The 16,669-nt window shown below is 45.4% G+C and carries 16 protein-coding genes; 15 read left to right on the forward strand and 1 reads right to left on the reverse strand.

Going from position 1 to position 16,669, the window contains the following annotated elements; all coding sequences use genetic code 11:
- Window positions 1–13 precede the first annotated feature (13 nt).
- From H6F57_RS11470 to H6F57_RS11540, 15 genes are all read left to right on the forward strand, one after another.
- Window positions 14–832, forward strand: coding sequence for an ABC transporter permease (locus H6F57_RS11470; protein WP_190629833.1), 819 nt, complete (start codon window positions 14–16; stop codon window positions 830–832).
- Window positions 833–844: 12 nt separating this feature from the next.
- Window positions 845–2,131: an ABC transporter ATP-binding protein gene (locus H6F57_RS11475; RefSeq protein ID WP_190629830.1), complete on the forward strand. Its 1,287-nt coding sequence runs from the start codon at window positions 845–847 to the stop codon at window positions 2,129–2,131.
- 76 nt (window positions 2,132–2,207) lie between these two features.
- Window positions 2,208–3,134, forward strand: coding sequence for a class I SAM-dependent methyltransferase (locus tag H6F57_RS11480; RefSeq protein WP_190629829.1), 927 nt, complete (start codon window positions 2,208–2,210; stop codon window positions 3,132–3,134).
- 16 nt (window positions 3,135–3,150) lie between these two features.
- On the forward strand, window positions 3,151–4,218 hold the full coding sequence (locus tag H6F57_RS11485) for a glycosyltransferase (protein ID WP_190629827.1): 1,068 nt from the start codon (window positions 3,151–3,153) through the stop codon (window positions 4,216–4,218).
- Window positions 4,215–5,159: a glycosyltransferase gene (locus H6F57_RS11490; protein WP_190629825.1), complete on the forward strand. Its 945-nt coding sequence runs from the start codon at window positions 4,215–4,217 to the stop codon at window positions 5,157–5,159. Before H6F57_RS11485 ends, H6F57_RS11490 begins: the two co-directional genes overlap by 4 nt.
- A 68-nt stretch (window positions 5,160–5,227) precedes the next feature.
- The gene (locus tag H6F57_RS11495; protein WP_190629823.1) at window positions 5,228–6,232 is read left to right on the forward strand and encodes a glycosyltransferase; all 1,005 of its coding nucleotides are present in this window, start codon (window positions 5,228–5,230) and stop codon (window positions 6,230–6,232) included.
- Window positions 6,229–7,317: a Gfo/Idh/MocA family oxidoreductase gene (locus tag H6F57_RS11500; protein ID WP_190629821.1), complete on the forward strand. Its 1,089-nt coding sequence runs from the start codon at window positions 6,229–6,231 to the stop codon at window positions 7,315–7,317. The genes H6F57_RS11495 and H6F57_RS11500 overlap by 4 nt, the downstream gene beginning before the upstream one ends.
- A 4-nt stretch (window positions 7,318–7,321) precedes the next feature.
- On the forward strand, window positions 7,322–8,485 hold the full coding sequence (locus tag H6F57_RS11505) for an NAD(P)-dependent oxidoreductase (RefSeq protein ID WP_190629819.1): 1,164 nt from the start codon (window positions 7,322–7,324) through the stop codon (window positions 8,483–8,485).
- Window positions 8,475–9,413 (forward strand): glycosyltransferase family A protein, encoded by a 939-nt coding sequence (locus H6F57_RS11510; protein ID WP_190629817.1) that lies wholly within the window; start codon window positions 8,475–8,477, stop codon window positions 9,411–9,413. Before H6F57_RS11505 ends, H6F57_RS11510 begins: the two co-directional genes overlap by 11 nt.
- Window positions 9,410–10,354, forward strand: coding sequence for a glycosyltransferase family A protein (locus H6F57_RS11515; RefSeq protein WP_190629815.1), 945 nt, complete (start codon window positions 9,410–9,412; stop codon window positions 10,352–10,354). The genes H6F57_RS11510 and H6F57_RS11515 overlap by 4 nt, the downstream gene beginning before the upstream one ends.
- Before the next feature lie 26 nt (window positions 10,355–10,380).
- Window positions 10,381–11,139, forward strand: a complete 759-nt coding sequence (locus H6F57_RS11520) for a methyltransferase domain-containing protein (RefSeq protein ID WP_199289883.1) — start codon at window positions 10,381–10,383, stop codon at window positions 11,137–11,139.
- Between the two features lie 74 nt (window positions 11,140–11,213).
- Complete coding sequence (locus H6F57_RS11525; RefSeq protein WP_199289882.1) at window positions 11,214–12,164, forward strand: polysaccharide deacetylase family protein; 951 nt, start codon at window positions 11,214–11,216, stop codon at window positions 12,162–12,164.
- Window positions 12,165–12,378: 214 nt separating this feature from the next.
- Window positions 12,379–13,314, forward strand: coding sequence for a glycosyltransferase family 2 protein (locus H6F57_RS11530; protein ID WP_190629813.1), 936 nt, complete (start codon window positions 12,379–12,381; stop codon window positions 13,312–13,314).
- A 6-nt stretch (window positions 13,315–13,320) separates the two neighbouring features.
- Window positions 13,321–14,592, forward strand: a complete 1,272-nt coding sequence (locus H6F57_RS11535; RefSeq protein ID WP_190629811.1) for a glycosyltransferase — start codon at window positions 13,321–13,323, stop codon at window positions 14,590–14,592.
- 27 nt (window positions 14,593–14,619) lie between these two features.
- On the forward strand, window positions 14,620–15,564 hold the full coding sequence (locus tag H6F57_RS11540; RefSeq protein ID WP_190629809.1) for an NAD-dependent epimerase/dehydratase family protein: 945 nt from the start codon (window positions 14,620–14,622) through the stop codon (window positions 15,562–15,564).
- A 39-nt stretch (window positions 15,565–15,603) separates the two neighbouring features.
- Here the strand turns inward: H6F57_RS11540 and H6F57_RS11545 are convergent, their stop codons facing one another.
- Entirely contained in the window at window positions 15,604–16,614 is a 1,011-nt protein-coding gene (locus tag H6F57_RS11545) for a bestrophin family ion channel (protein ID WP_190629807.1), read from the reverse strand.
- Between the last annotated feature and the right edge of the window lie 55 nt (window positions 16,615–16,669).

Consider the following 16,669-nt stretch of genomic DNA (forward strand, 5'->3'; position numbering starts at 1 on the left):
AGTTTTACAATTAATGAAAGCATTAGTAATCAAAGCAGGACAGAGCAATAAACAGTATTGGCAAGATTTGTGGCGTTACCGTGAGTTGCTGTATTTTTTGGCTTGGCGTGATATTTTGGTGCGCTACAAGCAAACTACTGTAGGTCTTGCCTGGGCATTGTTGCGGCCATTCATTTCTATGGTGGTGTTCACCGTAATTTTTAGTGGTGTTGCTCAATTGCCCTCTGATGGAGAACCTTACCCTATTTTGGTGTTCTCTGCTATGTTACCCTGGCAATTTTTCTCTAGTGCTTTGACTGATTGTAGTAATAGTTTGATTAATGACTCTAATTTGATTTCTAAGGTTTATTTCCCTCGCCTCCTGGTTCCGATGGGTTCTGTTGCTGTCAACTTTGTAGATTTGCTCGTCTCTGGCATGATCTTACTAGGGCTGATGGCTTGGTACAGCTTTATTCCCACTTGGCATATTTTGCTACTGCCCGTCTTTGTTGTCTTGGCAATTATGATCAGCATTGGAGGTGGCCTGTGGTTTGCCGCCTTAAATGTAGAGTATCGCGATTTTCGCTATGTGGTGCCCTTCATTGTGCAATTAGGTTTTTTTGTATCGCCAGTTGGTTTTAGGAGCAATCTAGTGCCCGATCAATGGCGTTTGCTTTACTCTCTCAATCCCCTAGTGGGAATTATTGATGGTTTTCGATGGGCCATTTTAAGCGAAGCGGATCAACTCTACTGGCCGGGTTTTTTGCTCTCATTAGGTATTGTGCTGGTCGTTCTCTCTAGTGGAGTGTATTACTTCCGGGCTACTGAGCGCAAGTTTGCGGATGTGATCTAAGCAGGTGCAACTATGGCTGATACCGTCATTCGGGTCGAGAACCTAAGCAAGAAGTATATAATTGGCCACCAGACTGCTGGTCACTCTACCTTGCGAGACAAGATTACGGATGGTGCTAAAGCTATTGGCCAACGGCTTATTCACGGTAAGAAGGTGAAAGACACTACCCGAGAAGAGTTTTGGGCTTTGAATGATGTTTCGTTTGAAGTGAAGCAAGGGGATCGGTTAGGTATTATCGGTCGTAACGGAGCTGGTAAATCTACTTTACTCAAAATTCTCAGCCGCATTACAGAGCCTACTTCAGGGCAAATTACTATTCACGGCAGAGTTGCTAGCCTGTTAGAAGTTGGCACAGGTTTTCACCCCGAGCTCACTGGGCGAGAAAATGTGTTTCTCAATGGTGCCATCTTAGGCATGAGCAGGGTTGAAATTCGTAAGAAGTTTGATGAAATTGTTGACTTTGCAGAGATTGAAAAGTTTTTAGATACTCCAGTAAAACGTTATTCGTCGGGAATGTATGTCCGTTTGGCTTTTGCTGTCGCGGCGCATCTAGAACCAGAAATTTTAATTGTGGATGAAGTCTTGGCAGTTGGAGATACTAGCTTTCAGAAGAAATGTTTAGGTAAGATGGATGATATTGCTGACCAAGGTCGAACGATTGTATTAGTTAGCCACAACATGCTAACGATACAGGATCTATGCCAAAAGTCGATCTGGCTTCATCATGGCAAGTTAGTGGATTATGGGAATTCCCAGAAAATCACTTCTAATTATCTTCAAGCTTCTCTTGAAACCTCAACTCAAAGAAGTTGGGAGGATTTAGAAACAGCACCAGGTAATGAAACAGTCCGTTTACAGCGTGTCTGTATACAGCCAATGAGTAATGTACCAAATACTCACATTACTGTTTGTGATCCATTCTTGATAAAGGTTCAGTTTCACAACTTTAAACCAGATGCTTACTTAAATGTTAGTCTGCAAGTTCACAACGAATACGGAATTTTGGTATTTGAGTCTGCTCCAGTCCATGAGACTGGTTGGTTAAACCGTCCTTTTTGCACTGGAATTTTTAGTTACAAGTGCCATATCCCAGGCAACTTATTAAATAATGGCTCTTATCAATTAAATCTTTCTATAACTGAAAATCAAGATATTTTATTGGTAAAGTTAACCAACGCTTTGACCTTTGAAATAGCAGATTCAATGGAAAATCGTGCTGGATGGCATGGTGCTTGGGATGGGGCCGTACGACCTATTCTAAAGTGGGAAACAGATTTTGTCTCGGAGCACAAAGTGTGAAATCTAGATAAAATCTTATAGAATTCATTGATTGTAAAGACAAATTCTAAAGTAACTTACTGGCAAAATTGGGGTAATGAATTATTCAACCAAATTTCACAATTCAGAGCCAACAGGAGGCTTGAATAGGCTCAAGCCATCTTTAGTGTGTCCAGGGTGCAAGCAAAAACTTTACTACAGTGACAAATACAATTGGTGCAGTGCTTGCGGTGAAAGTTTTCCCCAAGTGAGCAAAAATTGGATTAACTTATTCTCTGAGAAACTGCTTAAAGATGACCAAAAATGGGCTTCAAGGCAGCAGGAGATGGAGATCTGGTATCAGAATTTGATCGTTTCTCCAAAACAGGCTAGTTATTGTTTGTTAAATGACTATGTACCATTTGAGCCTACTCTAAATTCTATGTCTGGTAAAGTGCTAGATGTTGGGGGAGGCGTGGGACTAGTTAGGCACTACTTGCCTTCCAATACTCAATACATCGTGCTCGATCCTAGTCTTGATTGGCTCAAGATAGAGTGGAAAACGCTATCTGATATTTTCCCTTGTTTAGCTACACCACCCTCTTTTGTAAGAGGTGTGGGAGAGTGTTTACCATTTTCTAATTGTTCTTTTGATGTGGTGCTTTCTTTTTGGAGCATAAATCATACGAGCAATCCTAAACAGGTTTTTGAAGAGATGGAAAGAGTTTTGCAGCCAGGAGGGAAGTTGTTTATTGTATTCGAGGATATGTCACCCATTTGGAGTGACATAATTGATAAAAAATTTCCTGCTGAAAAGGTTTTTCTTAGCTTTTTTGGCATTGATAAAGAAGCTTCAAAGTTTGCTAGATCGAAGCTCATGGCCCGTCTTTTGCTGGGACTGAAATTCCCACTTCAGCCTGATCATATTCGAATTGAGGAAAACGACGTTTTTAATTGGAGCAAAGATGGCTTCGAGTTAATTGAAAGATCTTGGATTGGCCAGTTTCTAGCCCTTGAGTTTAAAAAGAATTCTTTATGTAAGTGAACTTAAAAGTAGTTTTATGCAAGAATCTAATGCCAACTTCTGTGATACCCAGACTCCAATTAAAAATGGAAAAATTTCAGTTATTATTCCTTGCTTCAAGCAAGCCCACTATTTAGGGGATGCAATTAGTAGTGTTCTAACTCAAAGCTATAAGAACTTTGAAATTATTGTTGTTGATGATGGTTCTCCGGATAACACGCAGGAGGTTGCTTCTCTCTATTCTACAAATTATATTTACCAAGAAAATCAGGGCCTATCTGGAGCACGAAATACAGGATTACAAGAGAGTAAGGGTGAGTACTTAGTGTTTTTGGATGCGGACGATCGTCTTACTCCTAATGCTCTAGAGGATGGCTTGAACTGCTTTAGGTCTCATCCACACTGTGCTTTTGTCTCGGGACACCATCGCTATATCAACATTGATGGATCCTTACTTAACGAACATCCCCCAGAACCTATTGATGGTGACTATTACATGGCATTATTAAGGCGAAACTATATCGGCATGCATGCCACGGTAATGTATCAGCGATCGGTGTTTGACGTTGTAGGAGGATTTGACACCTCTCTGAAGTCCTGCGAGGACTACGATTTGTATTTGAGAATTGTCAGCAGATTTCCTGTCTATCGCCATCACAACGTCACGGCAGAGTATCGTTGGCACGACTCGAACATGACTCATAACTCTAGCCGTATGCTAAATGCGGGATTAACAGTACTGCGATCGCAGTGGCCACAGATTCAGAAAACCCCTCATTATGTTCGAGCCTATTGCGCTGGGTTACGGTTTTGGCGCACTTATTTTGGCCAGCAACTGATTGACCGAACTGTAAATAGTTTTATGTCAGGAGAAATAACGCAGACAATTAAAAGCTTAGAACAGATTCTAAAATTTCTGCCCTTATGGTTGTTGTCTGTTTGGCTTGAACTGCAAGGATTGTTCTACGCAATTATTTTAAAGCTTAAACTACAGAAAACACCTATTCATTTAGAAGAAATGCATCCGAATGAATCAGCCGTAGATAAATTAAAACTTGTGAATAAAACCGTCACTAAACCTCTTTTAAATCCTAAGTCAAAATGAAAGTTAGTGTACTGGTAATAACTTATAACCATATTAGCTTTATTGCAAAAGCACTGGACAGTGTGTTAATGCAAGACGTTAATTTTGATTATGAACTACTAATTAGCGAAGACTGTTCCACAGACGGAACTCGGGAAGTAGTTTTAGCTTACTATAATCGGTTTCCTGATAAAATTCGCCTGTTGCTATCTAAAAAAAACATACGTAGTAACCAAGTTGTCGCCAGAGGAATCAATGCAGCCAAAGGACAATATATTGCCTTGCTCGATGGAGATGATTATTGGATATCTCCTCACAAGCTACAAAAACAGGTTGACTTTTTAGATCGGCATTCTGAGTGTGCTATTTGCTTTCACAATGCCAAGGTTGTTCATGAGGATAGTAGTCAGGCTGTCTGGAACTGGACGCCAGAGAACCAAAAGGAGTTTTCAACCCTTGAAGATATATGGATGGGTAATTTCATTGCCACTTGTTCTACCATGTTTCGGCAAGGATTATTTGGTCGAGTTCCTACTTGGTACGATGATTTTTTCCCCATAACAGACTGGCCTTTACACTTGTTGAATGCAGAACATGGTTTGATCGGATACATTGATGAAGTTATGGGAGTTTATAGATACCACAGCGGCGGTCTTTACTCACCATTCACACAGGTTCAAAAGCTATACAAAACACTTGATTTTTATCAAGCTATAAATTCTGCGTTAGACTTTCGATACGATGAAATAATTAAAACAGCTATTTCTAAGTACTTTTTGGAGTGGGCTGATGAGTTTTTTGCTAGTGGTAATATGGAGCAAGCAAGAGTTTGCTTTAAAGTCTGTGCTACAGCAAAACCTATAAATAAGTACATTTCGATTCGCCGGTTTTTAAGAACCTGGTTTAAGCTGTACCTCTTACCTCGAGTCAGGTCTACCAATCTAGCTCAAGAAAATTATTAGAGTATTTATTCCTTTGGTTTTTAGTCCTTTACCTTAAATGTTGCCTATTAATTTCTCTATAATTAAGTATGAGCAATCAGTCGTTTATAAAATCTACGTTTATTCCTGTTAAAAAATTGGTTCAATGGTCGGTAATGATTCCAACCTATAATTGTGCCCATTATTTGCGGGAAACCCTTTCGAGTGTGCTGGCTCAAGACTTGGGGCCTGAGTTAATGCAGATTGAGGTGATTGATGACTGTTCTACGGCCGATAATCCTGAACTTGTAGTACAAGACTTAGGAAAGGGGCGAGTCGGCTTTTATCGCCAGTCCTATAATATGGGCGTACCCAGGAACTTTGAAACCTGTTTGCAACGATCGCACGGTAGACTCATTCACCTGTTGCATGGTGATGATTATATTCGCCCCGGTTTCTATACCAAAATGCAGCAAGCCTTTGACCAAAGCTCTGAGATTGGGGCTGCCTTCTGTCGCCAGATCTTCATGGATGAGCAGGGGCACTGGCAAAGCTTTTCTAAATTAGAACAACCTCAAAGCGGTATTTTAGACAACTGTTTAGAGCGACTGGCTCTAGAGCAGCGAATCATGACTCCCTCAGTTGTAGTGCGGAGAGAGGTGTATGAAAAACTGGGAGGATTTAATGCCAAACTTTTGTGCGCAGAAGACTGGGAAATGTGGGTTCGTATTGCAGCAAACTACCCCATTTGGTATGAAGTTGAGCCATTAGCTGTCTATCGAATGCATGCTGATTCTAATACAGGTCGCCACGTCAACAGTGGAGAAGATATTGGCTATACTCGGCAGGCTATTGATATGTTCAAAGCCTACTTGCCTACAACTATGGCTGAGCGTGTAGCCCACTCAGCTAGGACGACCTACGCGCTTGCGGCCTTGGATACGGCGTATCACGCCCTAGTCAACGGCAACCTAAGGGCAACTTTGAATCAGGGCCGAGAAGCTCTGCGGTTGAGCCGCTCATTTCCGGTCATTTGCAAGCTAGTGCGGGTGTTGCTGAAAGGGAGTATGGCATATGCCCTAACTCACCTGAAGTCGAGAGAGACCTTGGTATGACAACAGATCATCCTATTCAGGTGGGTTTAGTTGGCTGCGGAGCGGTGTCTCAGCTTTACTATGCCCCTGCACTAAAAGAATTAGAGCGCTTAGGTCTGCTGCGAGTGACGGCCTTGGTTGACCCAAGTGAAGCCAGTCTCAGTGCGCTTAGATCGCAGTTTTCCCAGGCCAGCCAAGCTAAAGATATTGCGGCTTTAACCAGTGATACCCTCGATCTGGCGATTGTGGCTTCTCCGCCGCAGTACCACGCGGCACAAACCATTCAACTCCTCAAAGCGGGGGTATCTGTTCTATGTGAAAAACCAATGGCCAGTACGGTAGCCGAGGCCGAAGCCATGATCGAAGCGGCTGGGCAGGCACGGGGACTGTTAGCAATCGGTCTATTTCGGCGATTTTTTCCGGCTACGCAGACTATCCATAGCGTGCTGTCTTTAGGCCTGCTAGGAGAGCTGGAATCCTTCGAGTGCTATGAAGGAGGACAGTTTAGCTGGCCAGTGCAATCCCCTGACTACTTCAAGCGATCGCTGTCAGGCGGTGGCGTTTTGCTCGACATTGGGGTGCACCTGCTGGATCTACTGATTTGGTGGTTTGGCGAACCCCTCGAGATTCACTATGAAGACGATGCCATGGGCGGTATTGATGTGAACTGCGCGCTAAGCTGCCGGTTTGCACAGGTGAGCGGCACCGTTAGGCTAAGTCGTGACTGTGATTTCACCAATCGCTACATTATTCGAGGGAGCAAGGGCTGGCTGAGCTGGCAGGTAAATGAGGCTAACAGTATTCAACTAGGGTTAGCCAATGCTCCCTGGGCGCTGGAGACAACAATGCACCACCAGGAATTTAGAGCAGGATTACCGCTACTAAAGCACTCTGCCTTTAATTTTGAACAAAGTTTTGCTAGCCAGATTTGCAACGTGGTTGGAGCTATGCGCGGCGATGAGTCTCTGGTCGTTCCTGGAACAGAGGGTATTCGGAGTCTTCGATGGATTGAGCACTGCTATCGCTATCGGCAGTTAATGAGTATGCCATGGTTTAGTCTGCTAGAGGCTACACGTGCTCAGCAGTTAAGCCTTGCTTGTGAGTAATCTAATGTCAAACGTTGCCATTTTGGGAGCTAATGGATTTATTGGCAGTCGTGCCGTTGAAATGCTGCACCTGGGGGGAGGCGCTGCGGTACGACCTATTGTGCGGAATGTGCATTCTTTGGCGCGCCTCTCCAAATTTGATTTAGATTGCCGTGTTGCTGACGGATTTGATGAAGAGGGTTTAAGCAGAGCGTTTCAAGGTTGTGATGTGGCAGTTCACTCGATCGCAGGCGATCGCCGCACCATCTTAGGTACACTAGCGCCAGTTTATCGAGCGGCTGAACAGGCAGGGGTGCGCCGCCTTATTTACCTCAGCAGCGCCTCGGTGCATGGCCAAGCTCCTGCACCCGGAACCGATGAAACTTCGCCTTTAAGCGATCGCCAACCGATTGAGTACAACAACACGAAAGTCCAGGCCGAGCGCAAACTGAGACAACTGCGCGATCGCGGTTCGGTTGAGCTGGTTATGCTTCGACCCGGCATCGTATTTGGGCCACGCTCTTATTGGTTGACAAGCTTTGCCGATAGTTTACTCAATGGTACTGCTTACCTATTAGATGGAGGGCAAGGTATTTGTAACAGTATCTATGTTGATAATTTAGTTCACGCTATCCAGCTCTGTATAACGGCGGCGAAGGCTGATAGAGAGGTGTTTTTAGTTGGCGATCGAGAACAAATAACTTGGTTTGATCTCTACTTACCTATCGCAAAGTCGTTAGGATTTGAATTAGAGAAAATTCCTGGCGCCCAATATATCCCCAAAAAATCTTTACCAATCGATCAAATCGAAAATATTCTGGCGTCTAAACCATCCATTGCCTTTCTATCATTGTTTTCCGACAAGTGGCGAAAGGCTGCTCGGGCCGCGCTAACCAGTCTATCCCAATCAGAACCACCTTCCCCATGGCAGTTGCCAACAATTCAATCAAGTTCTTTGGGGTCCACTACTAGTTTGGAAATGGCTTTACTGTACCAGTGTCAATACAAACTTTCTCAGACTAAAGCTCATAATCTTTTGGGCTACGAGCCAGTTGTTTCCCTGCCGGAAGCCTGGGAAAGATCTGTTGGCTGGCTTAAGTTTTCGGGTTATCCGGTGAGTAGTTCCATGCCAGCATCTGTTTCCTACTCTTTACCAAATTCTATGTCTACGGGCAGCCATGAAAAATAACAACCTGGTTTCTGTAGTTATTATTTTTTTCAATGGCGAGGCATTTTTAGAAGAGGCGATCGCCAGTGTTTTTGCCCAAACCTATAAAGCTTGGGAACTTATACTTGTGGATGATGGCTCCACCGATGGCAGTACGGCAATAGCCAAACTCTATGCTCAGCAATATCCAGAACAGGTGCGCTATTTAGAGCATGAGGGACATCAAAATCGAGGCATGAGTGCTACTCGAAATTTAGGAATTTACCATGCTAAAGGCGATTATATTGGTTTTTTAGACGCAGACGACATTTGGTTGCCCCATAAGCTAGAGCAGCAGACTGAGCTATTCAATCGCTATCCAGAAGCTGGAATGGTATATGGTCGAGCGCAAATTTGGCACAGTTGGTCTGCGCTTGCCGGTGATAAAAATAAAGACTATTTTTATGATTTAGGCGTGTGCTCTAACAGCCTAGTTCAACCCCCTCTATTATTTAAGCAGTTGCTTAAAAACAAGCATCAAACACCTACTCCTTCTAATGCACTAATGCGGCGTGACGTGTTTGATCAAGTCGGTTTATTTGAAGAAATATTTCGTAGTATGTATGAAGATCAAGTATTTTTCTCAAAGATTGCTCTCAGTCAGCCTGTGTACATCGCTGACCAGTGTTGGTCAAGGTACCGTCAGCATCCTCAGAGTTGTAGTACTGCTAACGAAAAAGCCTCGTACTTTAAAACTCGTCAACCGTTTTTAGTCTGGCTAGAACATTATCTAACGACTCAACCTTCCCTAGAAACTGAAGTCCTTCGGGTGTTTCAACGAGAGCTGTGGCAGTGCCATCATCCTCGTCTTGCCATGATCAATACCTACGTTTTATCTAGTGTTTATCGCCTGCTAGCGCTCTTTAGAAATAGGTTGCCGGCTTTCGCGCAACCTCTATTACAGAAATGACTCCACCGCCATTAGTTTCTATCATTACCCCATTTCTCAATGCCGAGGCTTTTTTTGAGGAAATGATTGAGAGCGTCATTGCCCAAACCTACGGGCATTGGGAACTGATGCTGGTGGATGATGGCTCTACCGATAGCAGCACTGCGATTGCCCAGCGCTATGCGGCTCAGTACCCTGGTAAAATTCGCTACTTAGACCACGAGGGCCATCAGAATTGGGGCAAAAGCACCTCTCGTAATTTGGGCATTCAGCAGTCTCAGGGAGACTATATTGCGCTGCTAGACGCGGACGACATTTTCTTGCCGCAAAAGCTTGAAAAACAGGTCGCTATTTTAGAAACTCACTCAGAGGCCGGGATGATTTATGGGCCGACCCTATACTGGTACGGTTGGACGGGGCAGGACGGCGATCGACGGCGCGATCGCATCGCTGCTCTCGGGCTGCAAGCCAACTCTCTGGTTCAACCGCCTCATTTAATGACCCTTTACCTCAGGAAAGGGGGGGTTGTACCCTGTACCTGCGGTCTATTGGTACGGCGTACTCTAGTCGACACCATTGGGGGGTTTGATGAAACCATTCAGCATATGTATGAAGACCAGGTGTTCATTGTTAAAGTTTGCCTGAAAGCTCCGGTTTTTGTTGAACAAGATTGTTGGGATCAGTATCGTCAGCATGATGCCTCAAGCTCGTCTGTCGCTATTCGTGAGGGTGAGTATCATCCTCTGAAGCTCAATGCAGCCCGCCTGAAATTTTTGACCTGGTTAGGAGATTATCTAGCTGCCGAGAATATTCAGGATCAACTATTGATGCGTGCCTATCAACGGGCCCTATGGCCCTACAGTCATCCGCAGCTGGCTAAGATTACGCTTCCGGCGGAGTATTTAGTCAAGCGAGTCTTGGGTAGTCTAGCCACAGCTGTGCAGCGTGTTCTTCCCGTTTGAGTTCACTATTTCTGGAGGGCTGTCTAATGCAAGATGGATTAGCTGCGGCGGATCTTAATCCTACCGAGTCTCCTATCCCTTGGTGGAAACAGTGGTTCATGCCTGCCCTACAGGGTAGCCCCTATGCCGGTCGCGTTCGGTTTGGTAGTTTGCGCCGGGTTACACCAATTAGCCGCCACTTTGGCTACGACCGAGGTTTGCCGGTCGATCGCTACTACATTGAAAACTTCCTCAACCAGCACTCTGCCGACATCCAAGGCCGGGTGCTCGAAATTGGAGATGATGCCTACACACGCAAATTTGGGGGCGATCGCGTCACCCAGCGAGATGTCCTTCATGTCACTGCGAACAACCCGATCGCAACCTTTGTAGGAGATCTAACCAACGCCGAGCAGATTCCCTCCGATAGTTTTGACTGTTTCGTACTCACTCAAACCCTGCACCTGGTCTACGATTTTCGAGCCGCTCTCGATACAATTTATCGCATTCTTAAACCCGGCGGCGTGGTGCTAGTGACCGTGCCAGGTATCAGCCACAAAAGCGTAGACGAGTGGGAAGACTACTGGTGCTGGTCCTTTACTACCGCATCCTGCAAAAAACTATTTGGTGAGTTTTTCCCCCCCGACCATATCGCTGTAGATGCCTTTGGCAATGTGCTGGCGGCGATCGCCTTTTTGGAAGGGCTGTCGTTCCACGAGCTAACAAAAAAAGAGTTAGACTATCGCGATCGCAGCTATGAGCTGCTGATAACCATTCGGGCGGTAAAGCCTACGAGCGCGCCATGACTAGAGTTTGGGGTGCCATTCAGAACGCAGGTACCTGGCTACAAAAACGAGACTCGGCTCAAGCGGTGATTTTAATGTATCACCGCATTGCCTGCCCAGAACTTGATCCCTGGAGGTTAAGTGTTACCCCTCAGCATTTTGCCGAGCATCTGGCCATCATTCGTCAGCAGGCGCAACCCATGAGCCTGCAAGAGTTGGCTGCGGCCCGTCGAGACGGCGACGTGCCGCGACGAGCAGTTGTGATTACCTTTGATGATGGCTATGCCGATAACCTGCACCAGGCCAAACCGTTACTAGAGAAATACAATATTCCCGCTACGGTTTTTGTTACTACAGGTCACCTAAACTCGACTCGAGAATTTTGGTGGGATGAGTTAGAACGCGTGTTGCTAACACCAGGTCGTTTGCCCGAAACGCTTCACCTGACGATTGCCGGTAGACCTAAATTATGGCACTTGGGAGAAGCTGCTAATTACACCGCTGAGGATTTTGAGGGCGATCGCGATCGCCAAGCTTGGGAAGGTTTGCCCAACTCGCGGTTAGCTTTCTACTATTCGGTGTGGGATGCCCTGAGAAAACTACCTGCTGATCAACAGCAAACCCTTCAGGATGAGATTTTGGCTTGGGCCACTACTTCTGCCCAAGCCCGAGCTGACTATTGTGCCCTAACTACTGAAGAGTTATTTAAGCTAGAGCAAGACGGGCTAGTTGAGATTGGTGCTCATACCGTAACACACCCCTCACTTCCTGCACATTCCCTAACGTTTCAGCACAAGGAAATCTACAGCAGTAAAATTACTCTAGAGCAGCTTTTGAAGCATCCAGTCAAAAGTTTCGCTTATCCATTTGGAGATCTGGACAAAACTTCTGTCTCCATAGTTGAAAAGTGTGGATTTGAGCAGGCTTGCTCTACCATACAGCTTAAGGTTTTGAAGGGTAGTGAGGAACTTAAGTTACCTAGGCTTGAAGCAAAAAATTGGACAAGTTCAGTATTCAAAAAAAATCTGGAAATATGGTTAGGATAGCTTCTTGGAGAGGCTATTTATCCTTTGACGACTGAGACGTTAATCACACTGACTTCGCAAATTATTGAAAATAAGTGTAATAGAAAACCCAATTGAGTATGTTCTTGAAAAGTACTCTTATATTTCAGGATGAATTTACTCGAAGACTAATTCTGAGCCTGACCTGGGTTATTAAAAACAAAAACTTATTCGCTGAAAACCTGTACGACGTTCTTTGATCCTCAATACTGAACTTGAACTTTGCATCATGAGTCGCAGTCCTTTAGTTACTGTTATTATTATATTTTTCAATGGTGAACTCTATTTTGAGGAAGCTGTTGAAAGTGTTTTTGCTCAGAATTATGACCAGTGGGAACTCCTACTTGTTGACGATGGTTCGACAGATAATAGTACGGCTATTGCCCAAAAATATACTCATAAATATCCCGAAAAAGTTCGCTACCTAGATCATGATGGACATCGCAATAGAGGCATGAGTGCAACCCGAAATCTAGGTATTACTCAGGCTAAAGGAGAATTCGTTGCCTTTTTAGATGCAGATGATGTTTGGCTTCCCCAAAAGCTCGAGCGACAGGTCGCTCTATTGGAGCAATATCTTTATGTTGGAATGGTAGCTGGCCCAACCCAATACTGGTATAGCTGGACAAGAAAACCCGCAGATCAAAACCGCGATTGCCTAAGAGAGATTGGGGTTCAACCCAATTTAATTTATGAACCACCGTTTTTGCTTTCCCGTCTCCTTCGCAACGAAGCTAACGCTCCTGCAACCTGTGGTGTTCTAATTCGGCGCAGCATTTTTGAAACGGTCGGGTTTTTTGAAGAATCATTCAGGGGACTGTTTGAAGACCGAGCTTTCTTTTCAAAGGTTTACTTAAAGCATTCGGTTTTCGTAATGGATACCCATTTAGATAGGTATCGACAGCATCCCGATTCAACCTGTCACTTAGAGAAAGAAAAAGGACGTTACAGTCCTTACAAGCGCAATGAAGCCCATCTCTCTTTTCTTCAATGGTTAGAGCGCTATTTGATGCAAGAGGCAGTGCAAGATCAAGAGGTGTGGCAAGCCCTAAAGGCGAGTTTTTTGCCCTATAAGAACCTGCCTTTGCACTATGTTTATCAACTTTCTAAACGAGTCATGAGATTTTATTAGCCAACCATGACTAACCTAGTACCCCAAAAGATTTTGCATATTGCTTTAGAGTCGGACAGCCCTGACTTATACCCAGATGCCCCTTATCTGAGCTGGTATGTTGTCTTCTGGTGGCACAGAATTCCCTTAGGTCACGTTGAGCTGACGCGGCAGCAGCTACCCCTATCGGCTAAGCACCTAAAGCAAAAGGCTGTGCGAATAATTGCACCTGCAATTGCTGCCCATTTGCAAGAACACAAACTGGTCTTGCCGGAGATCACTAACCTCATTACACAACCGGTGTTTGATGCTGATGACGTATTGCGACAGTGGGAAGCACCGTTTTTGGCCTGGCGCCAGCAACGACTAGCGCCAGAGTCCACCTCTATTTCGGTAGTTATTTGTACTCGCGATCGCCCTGACTATGTGCAGGAGTGTTTGCGATCGCTCCGGTGTTTATCAGAACCTCCTGATGAAATTGTAGTAGTAGATAATGCTCCGAGTTCTGATAAAACTCAAAAAATCGTGGCGCAAACACCAGGAATTAAATATGTTTTAGAGCCACGACCGGGTTTGGATTTTGCCCGTAATGCAGGCATGCAGCACAGTGCTAGTGAGCTGATTGCCTACACCGATGACGATGTCAAAGTTCATCCCGATTGGATACTGCAACTTCGACGGGCCTTTCGAGAACCTGGCGTAATGGCAGTGACGGGGCTAGTTTTCGCGGCAGAATTAGACACCCGATCGCAGTATGTGTTTGAAAAGCATTGGAGCTTCAATCGGGGCTACAAACCCTTGATTTATGATCAAGCTTATTTTCAAAAATATCGCTTAGTAGGAGTGCCAGCTTGGCGGGTTGGGGCGGGCGCAAATATGGCATTTCGGCGATCGCTGTTTGCCATAACAGGAATGTTTGATGAGCGATTGGATGTAGGGGCAGCGGGGTGCAGTGGTGATTCTGAAATGTGGTATAGGGTGTTAGCAGCAGGATTATTGTGCCGCTATGACCCAACGGCAGTGGTGCACCATTCCCACAGGCGGGAAATGGCCGGGCTCCACCACCAACTTTTCTACTATATGCGAGGGCATGTTACAGAATTATTAATTCGCTTTGAGCGCTATTCTCATTGGGGCAATCTGGTTCGTCTGGCACTGCTACCAGTTTATTTTACTTATCTTCTGATATTTGGCTGGTCTCGAGGAAAATATCGATACAATACTATCCTGACTGAAATTTTAGGCTGTCTTTCAGGATTTAAATTTTACTTCTTGAGCAAGCTAAATAAAATCGAATAATTTTATTTTTATAACAGGTTCTAAGTCATGAATTTTTTAGTCACAGGCGGGGCTGGCTTTATTGGCTCTCACCTTATTGAAGAACTGTTGGCTGCCGAGCATCGAGTTACTGTTATTGATAATTTGTCCACAGGCAAATATCAAAATTTAATGGAAAACTTTCAGTCAACATCTATAGACCAGCTAACATTTGTAGAGAGTAACGCCTTTTCGTGTGATTTAGAAAAACTCAGTAGTGCCTATGACGGCTTGGTTCATTTAGCTGCGACTCCATCTGTTACTCAATCTTGGGAGCAACCTGTTGCTGCTCATGAGAACAATGTCTCAGGAACTATTGCTATGATTCAGATCTGCCAGAAACTAGCTATACCGAGGTTGGTTTTTGCTAGCTCGGCAGCGGTTTATGGCAACCCATGCCAAGTTCCTATATCAGAAAATGAGTTGACTACGCCTATTTCTCCCTATGGCTTACAAAAGCTTTCTAGTGAGCAATACATCACATTATTTTCTAAGCATCTAGGAATTTCGTCTGTAAACCTTCGCTTATTTAATGTATTTGGATTACGCCAAGATCCTAAGTCCCCTTATTCAGGAGTAATTTCAATCTTTGCCAAAGCTATGAGTCAGGGAATGCCAATCTTTATCAACGGTGATGGCTCGCAAACGAGGGATTTTATTTGCGTTAAGGATGTTGCCATTGCGTTCGCTAAAGCATTGACCCTTCCTCTACCCTCTGGCACTACTTTAACCTGCAATATAGGTTCTGGGCAGGCTATTTCTTTATTGCAGCTAATAGAAGAATTACGGAATTGTTTTCCTGAATGGACAGCAGGCACCTCTTTTAACTCGCCCCGTTTGGGAGATATTCAACATTCTCAAGCTGATGTGACTAGGGCTAAGCAGTATCTAGCGTTTGAACCTAGATTTACCATTAGGGATGGTTTGATGGTGCTACGAAAAGCTCTTAACTAACTCATTTGGGTTTTGTGAACCGCTGGCTGTAGCAATAATTTATCCCCTTGGCAATCGGTTCACATTTTCCTCTACCTCCTGACCATATTCTGGGGGGTGGGGCGGTTCCCCAAAGGGGACGCTTCGCGATCGCCCCACCCCCGGCACCAGCGAAATCAAATCCTCAATATTTTGCTGCATGGTATGGCAGATAGTGTCGAGCGGTAGATCGTTAGGGTCATGGCCAAAGGGGTTTTCAATCTCGATGCCGATCTCTTCGATGCCAAACACGGCAAAGCTGATTAGCCCTACCAATAGGGGCGTGCCCCAGCCTACCGAATCCACCATTTGAAAGGGCAGCGCCAGGCAATACAGCATCAGCAGCTGCTTCAGGTGGATGCTGTAGGCCACCGGCATAGGCGTCTTGAGAATGCGTTCGCACCCTCCTAGGGCATCCACCAAATCGTCTAGGGTTTCTAGACAGTAGGTGAGCTGATGACTGTTAAGGGTGCCTCGGGCCTGCTGGGTTTGCAGGTAGTCGGCTACCCAAAAGGCGATCTCCAGCGGCGGGTTGTTCATCTGCCTCAGTTTGGCGAATCGGTCGGCGGCGAGTAGGCCGGCCAGATCGGCATCGGGAGGTTCGCCGCGCAGGTGCAGTTTCATGGCGATCGCAAAGGCGGGCAGCTGGCGCACGACTGCCGTTTTGGCCTCGTAATCTCCTGGCTGGGGCGTTTCAATCGCTACCCACATTTGCCGAGCCAGGTTGCGGGTCAGGTTGACTACGCTACCCCACAGCTTGCGCCCCTCCCAAAACCGCTCGTAGGAGGTGTTGGTGCGAAAGACCAGCAGCAGACCTAGCACGAGGCTAGGCACCAGCGACCCTAAAATAGGCGACGCCAACGGCCAGCCCCAGCTGTTTAGCAGCAAAATGCCCAGAGCAAAGGCCGCGCACAGCAGCACTCGGGGCATGACCGCCGGTATCACTGACCCTCGAACGCGAAACAGCAGCTTAAACCAGTCTTGTTCGGATTCGTAGCGGCGAATGCTGCGTTTGATAGTTTGGTTTGGCACCGGCTCATTCCCCTGCACGATCTCGATTGACCTGGTGATATCGCCAGCGCCACGG

Source organism: Leptolyngbya sp. FACHB-60 (assembly GCF_014695775.1).
Lineage (GTDB): Bacteria > Cyanobacteriota > Cyanobacteriia > Phormidesmidales > Phormidesmidaceae > Nodosilinea.

Bases quoted from the DNA above. Each gene is read 5' to 3' on its own strand.
- H6F57_RS11540 (WP_190629809.1), top strand. From the start codon at position 14,620: ATGAATTTTTTAGTCACAGGCGGGGCTGGCTTTATTGGCTCTCACCTT.
- H6F57_RS11485 (WP_190629827.1), top strand. From the start codon at position 3,151: ATGCAAGAATCTAATGCCAACTTCTGTGATACCCAGACTCCAATTAAA.
- H6F57_RS11480 (WP_190629829.1), top strand. From the start codon at position 2,208: ATGAATTATTCAACCAAATTTCACAATTCAGAGCCAACAGGAGGCTTG.
- H6F57_RS11495 (WP_190629823.1), top strand. From the start codon at position 5,228: ATGAGCAATCAGTCGTTTATAAAATCTACGTTTATTCCTGTTAAAAAA.
- H6F57_RS11510 (WP_190629817.1), top strand. From the start codon at position 8,475: ATGAAAAATAACAACCTGGTTTCTGTAGTTATTATTTTTTTCAATGGC.
- H6F57_RS11475 (WP_190629830.1), top strand. From the start codon at position 845: ATGGCTGATACCGTCATTCGGGTCGAGAACCTAAGCAAGAAGTATATA.
- H6F57_RS11525 (WP_199289882.1), top strand. From the start codon at position 11,214: ATGTATCACCGCATTGCCTGCCCAGAACTTGATCCCTGGAGGTTAAGT.
- H6F57_RS11535 (WP_190629811.1), top strand. From the start codon at position 13,321: ATGACTAACCTAGTACCCCAAAAGATTTTGCATATTGCTTTAGAGTCG.
- H6F57_RS11520 (WP_199289883.1), top strand. From the start codon at position 10,381: ATGCAAGATGGATTAGCTGCGGCGGATCTTAATCCTACCGAGTCTCCT.
- H6F57_RS11490 (WP_190629825.1), top strand. From the start codon at position 4,215: ATGAAAGTTAGTGTACTGGTAATAACTTATAACCATATTAGCTTTATT.
- H6F57_RS11470 (WP_190629833.1), top strand. From the start codon at position 14: ATGAAAGCATTAGTAATCAAAGCAGGACAGAGCAATAAACAGTATTGG.
- H6F57_RS11515 (WP_190629815.1), top strand. From the start codon at position 9,410: ATGACTCCACCGCCATTAGTTTCTATCATTACCCCATTTCTCAATGCC.
- H6F57_RS11505 (WP_190629819.1), top strand. From the start codon at position 7,322: ATGTCAAACGTTGCCATTTTGGGAGCTAATGGATTTATTGGCAGTCGT.
- H6F57_RS11500 (WP_190629821.1), top strand. From the start codon at position 6,229: ATGACAACAGATCATCCTATTCAGGTGGGTTTAGTTGGCTGCGGAGCG.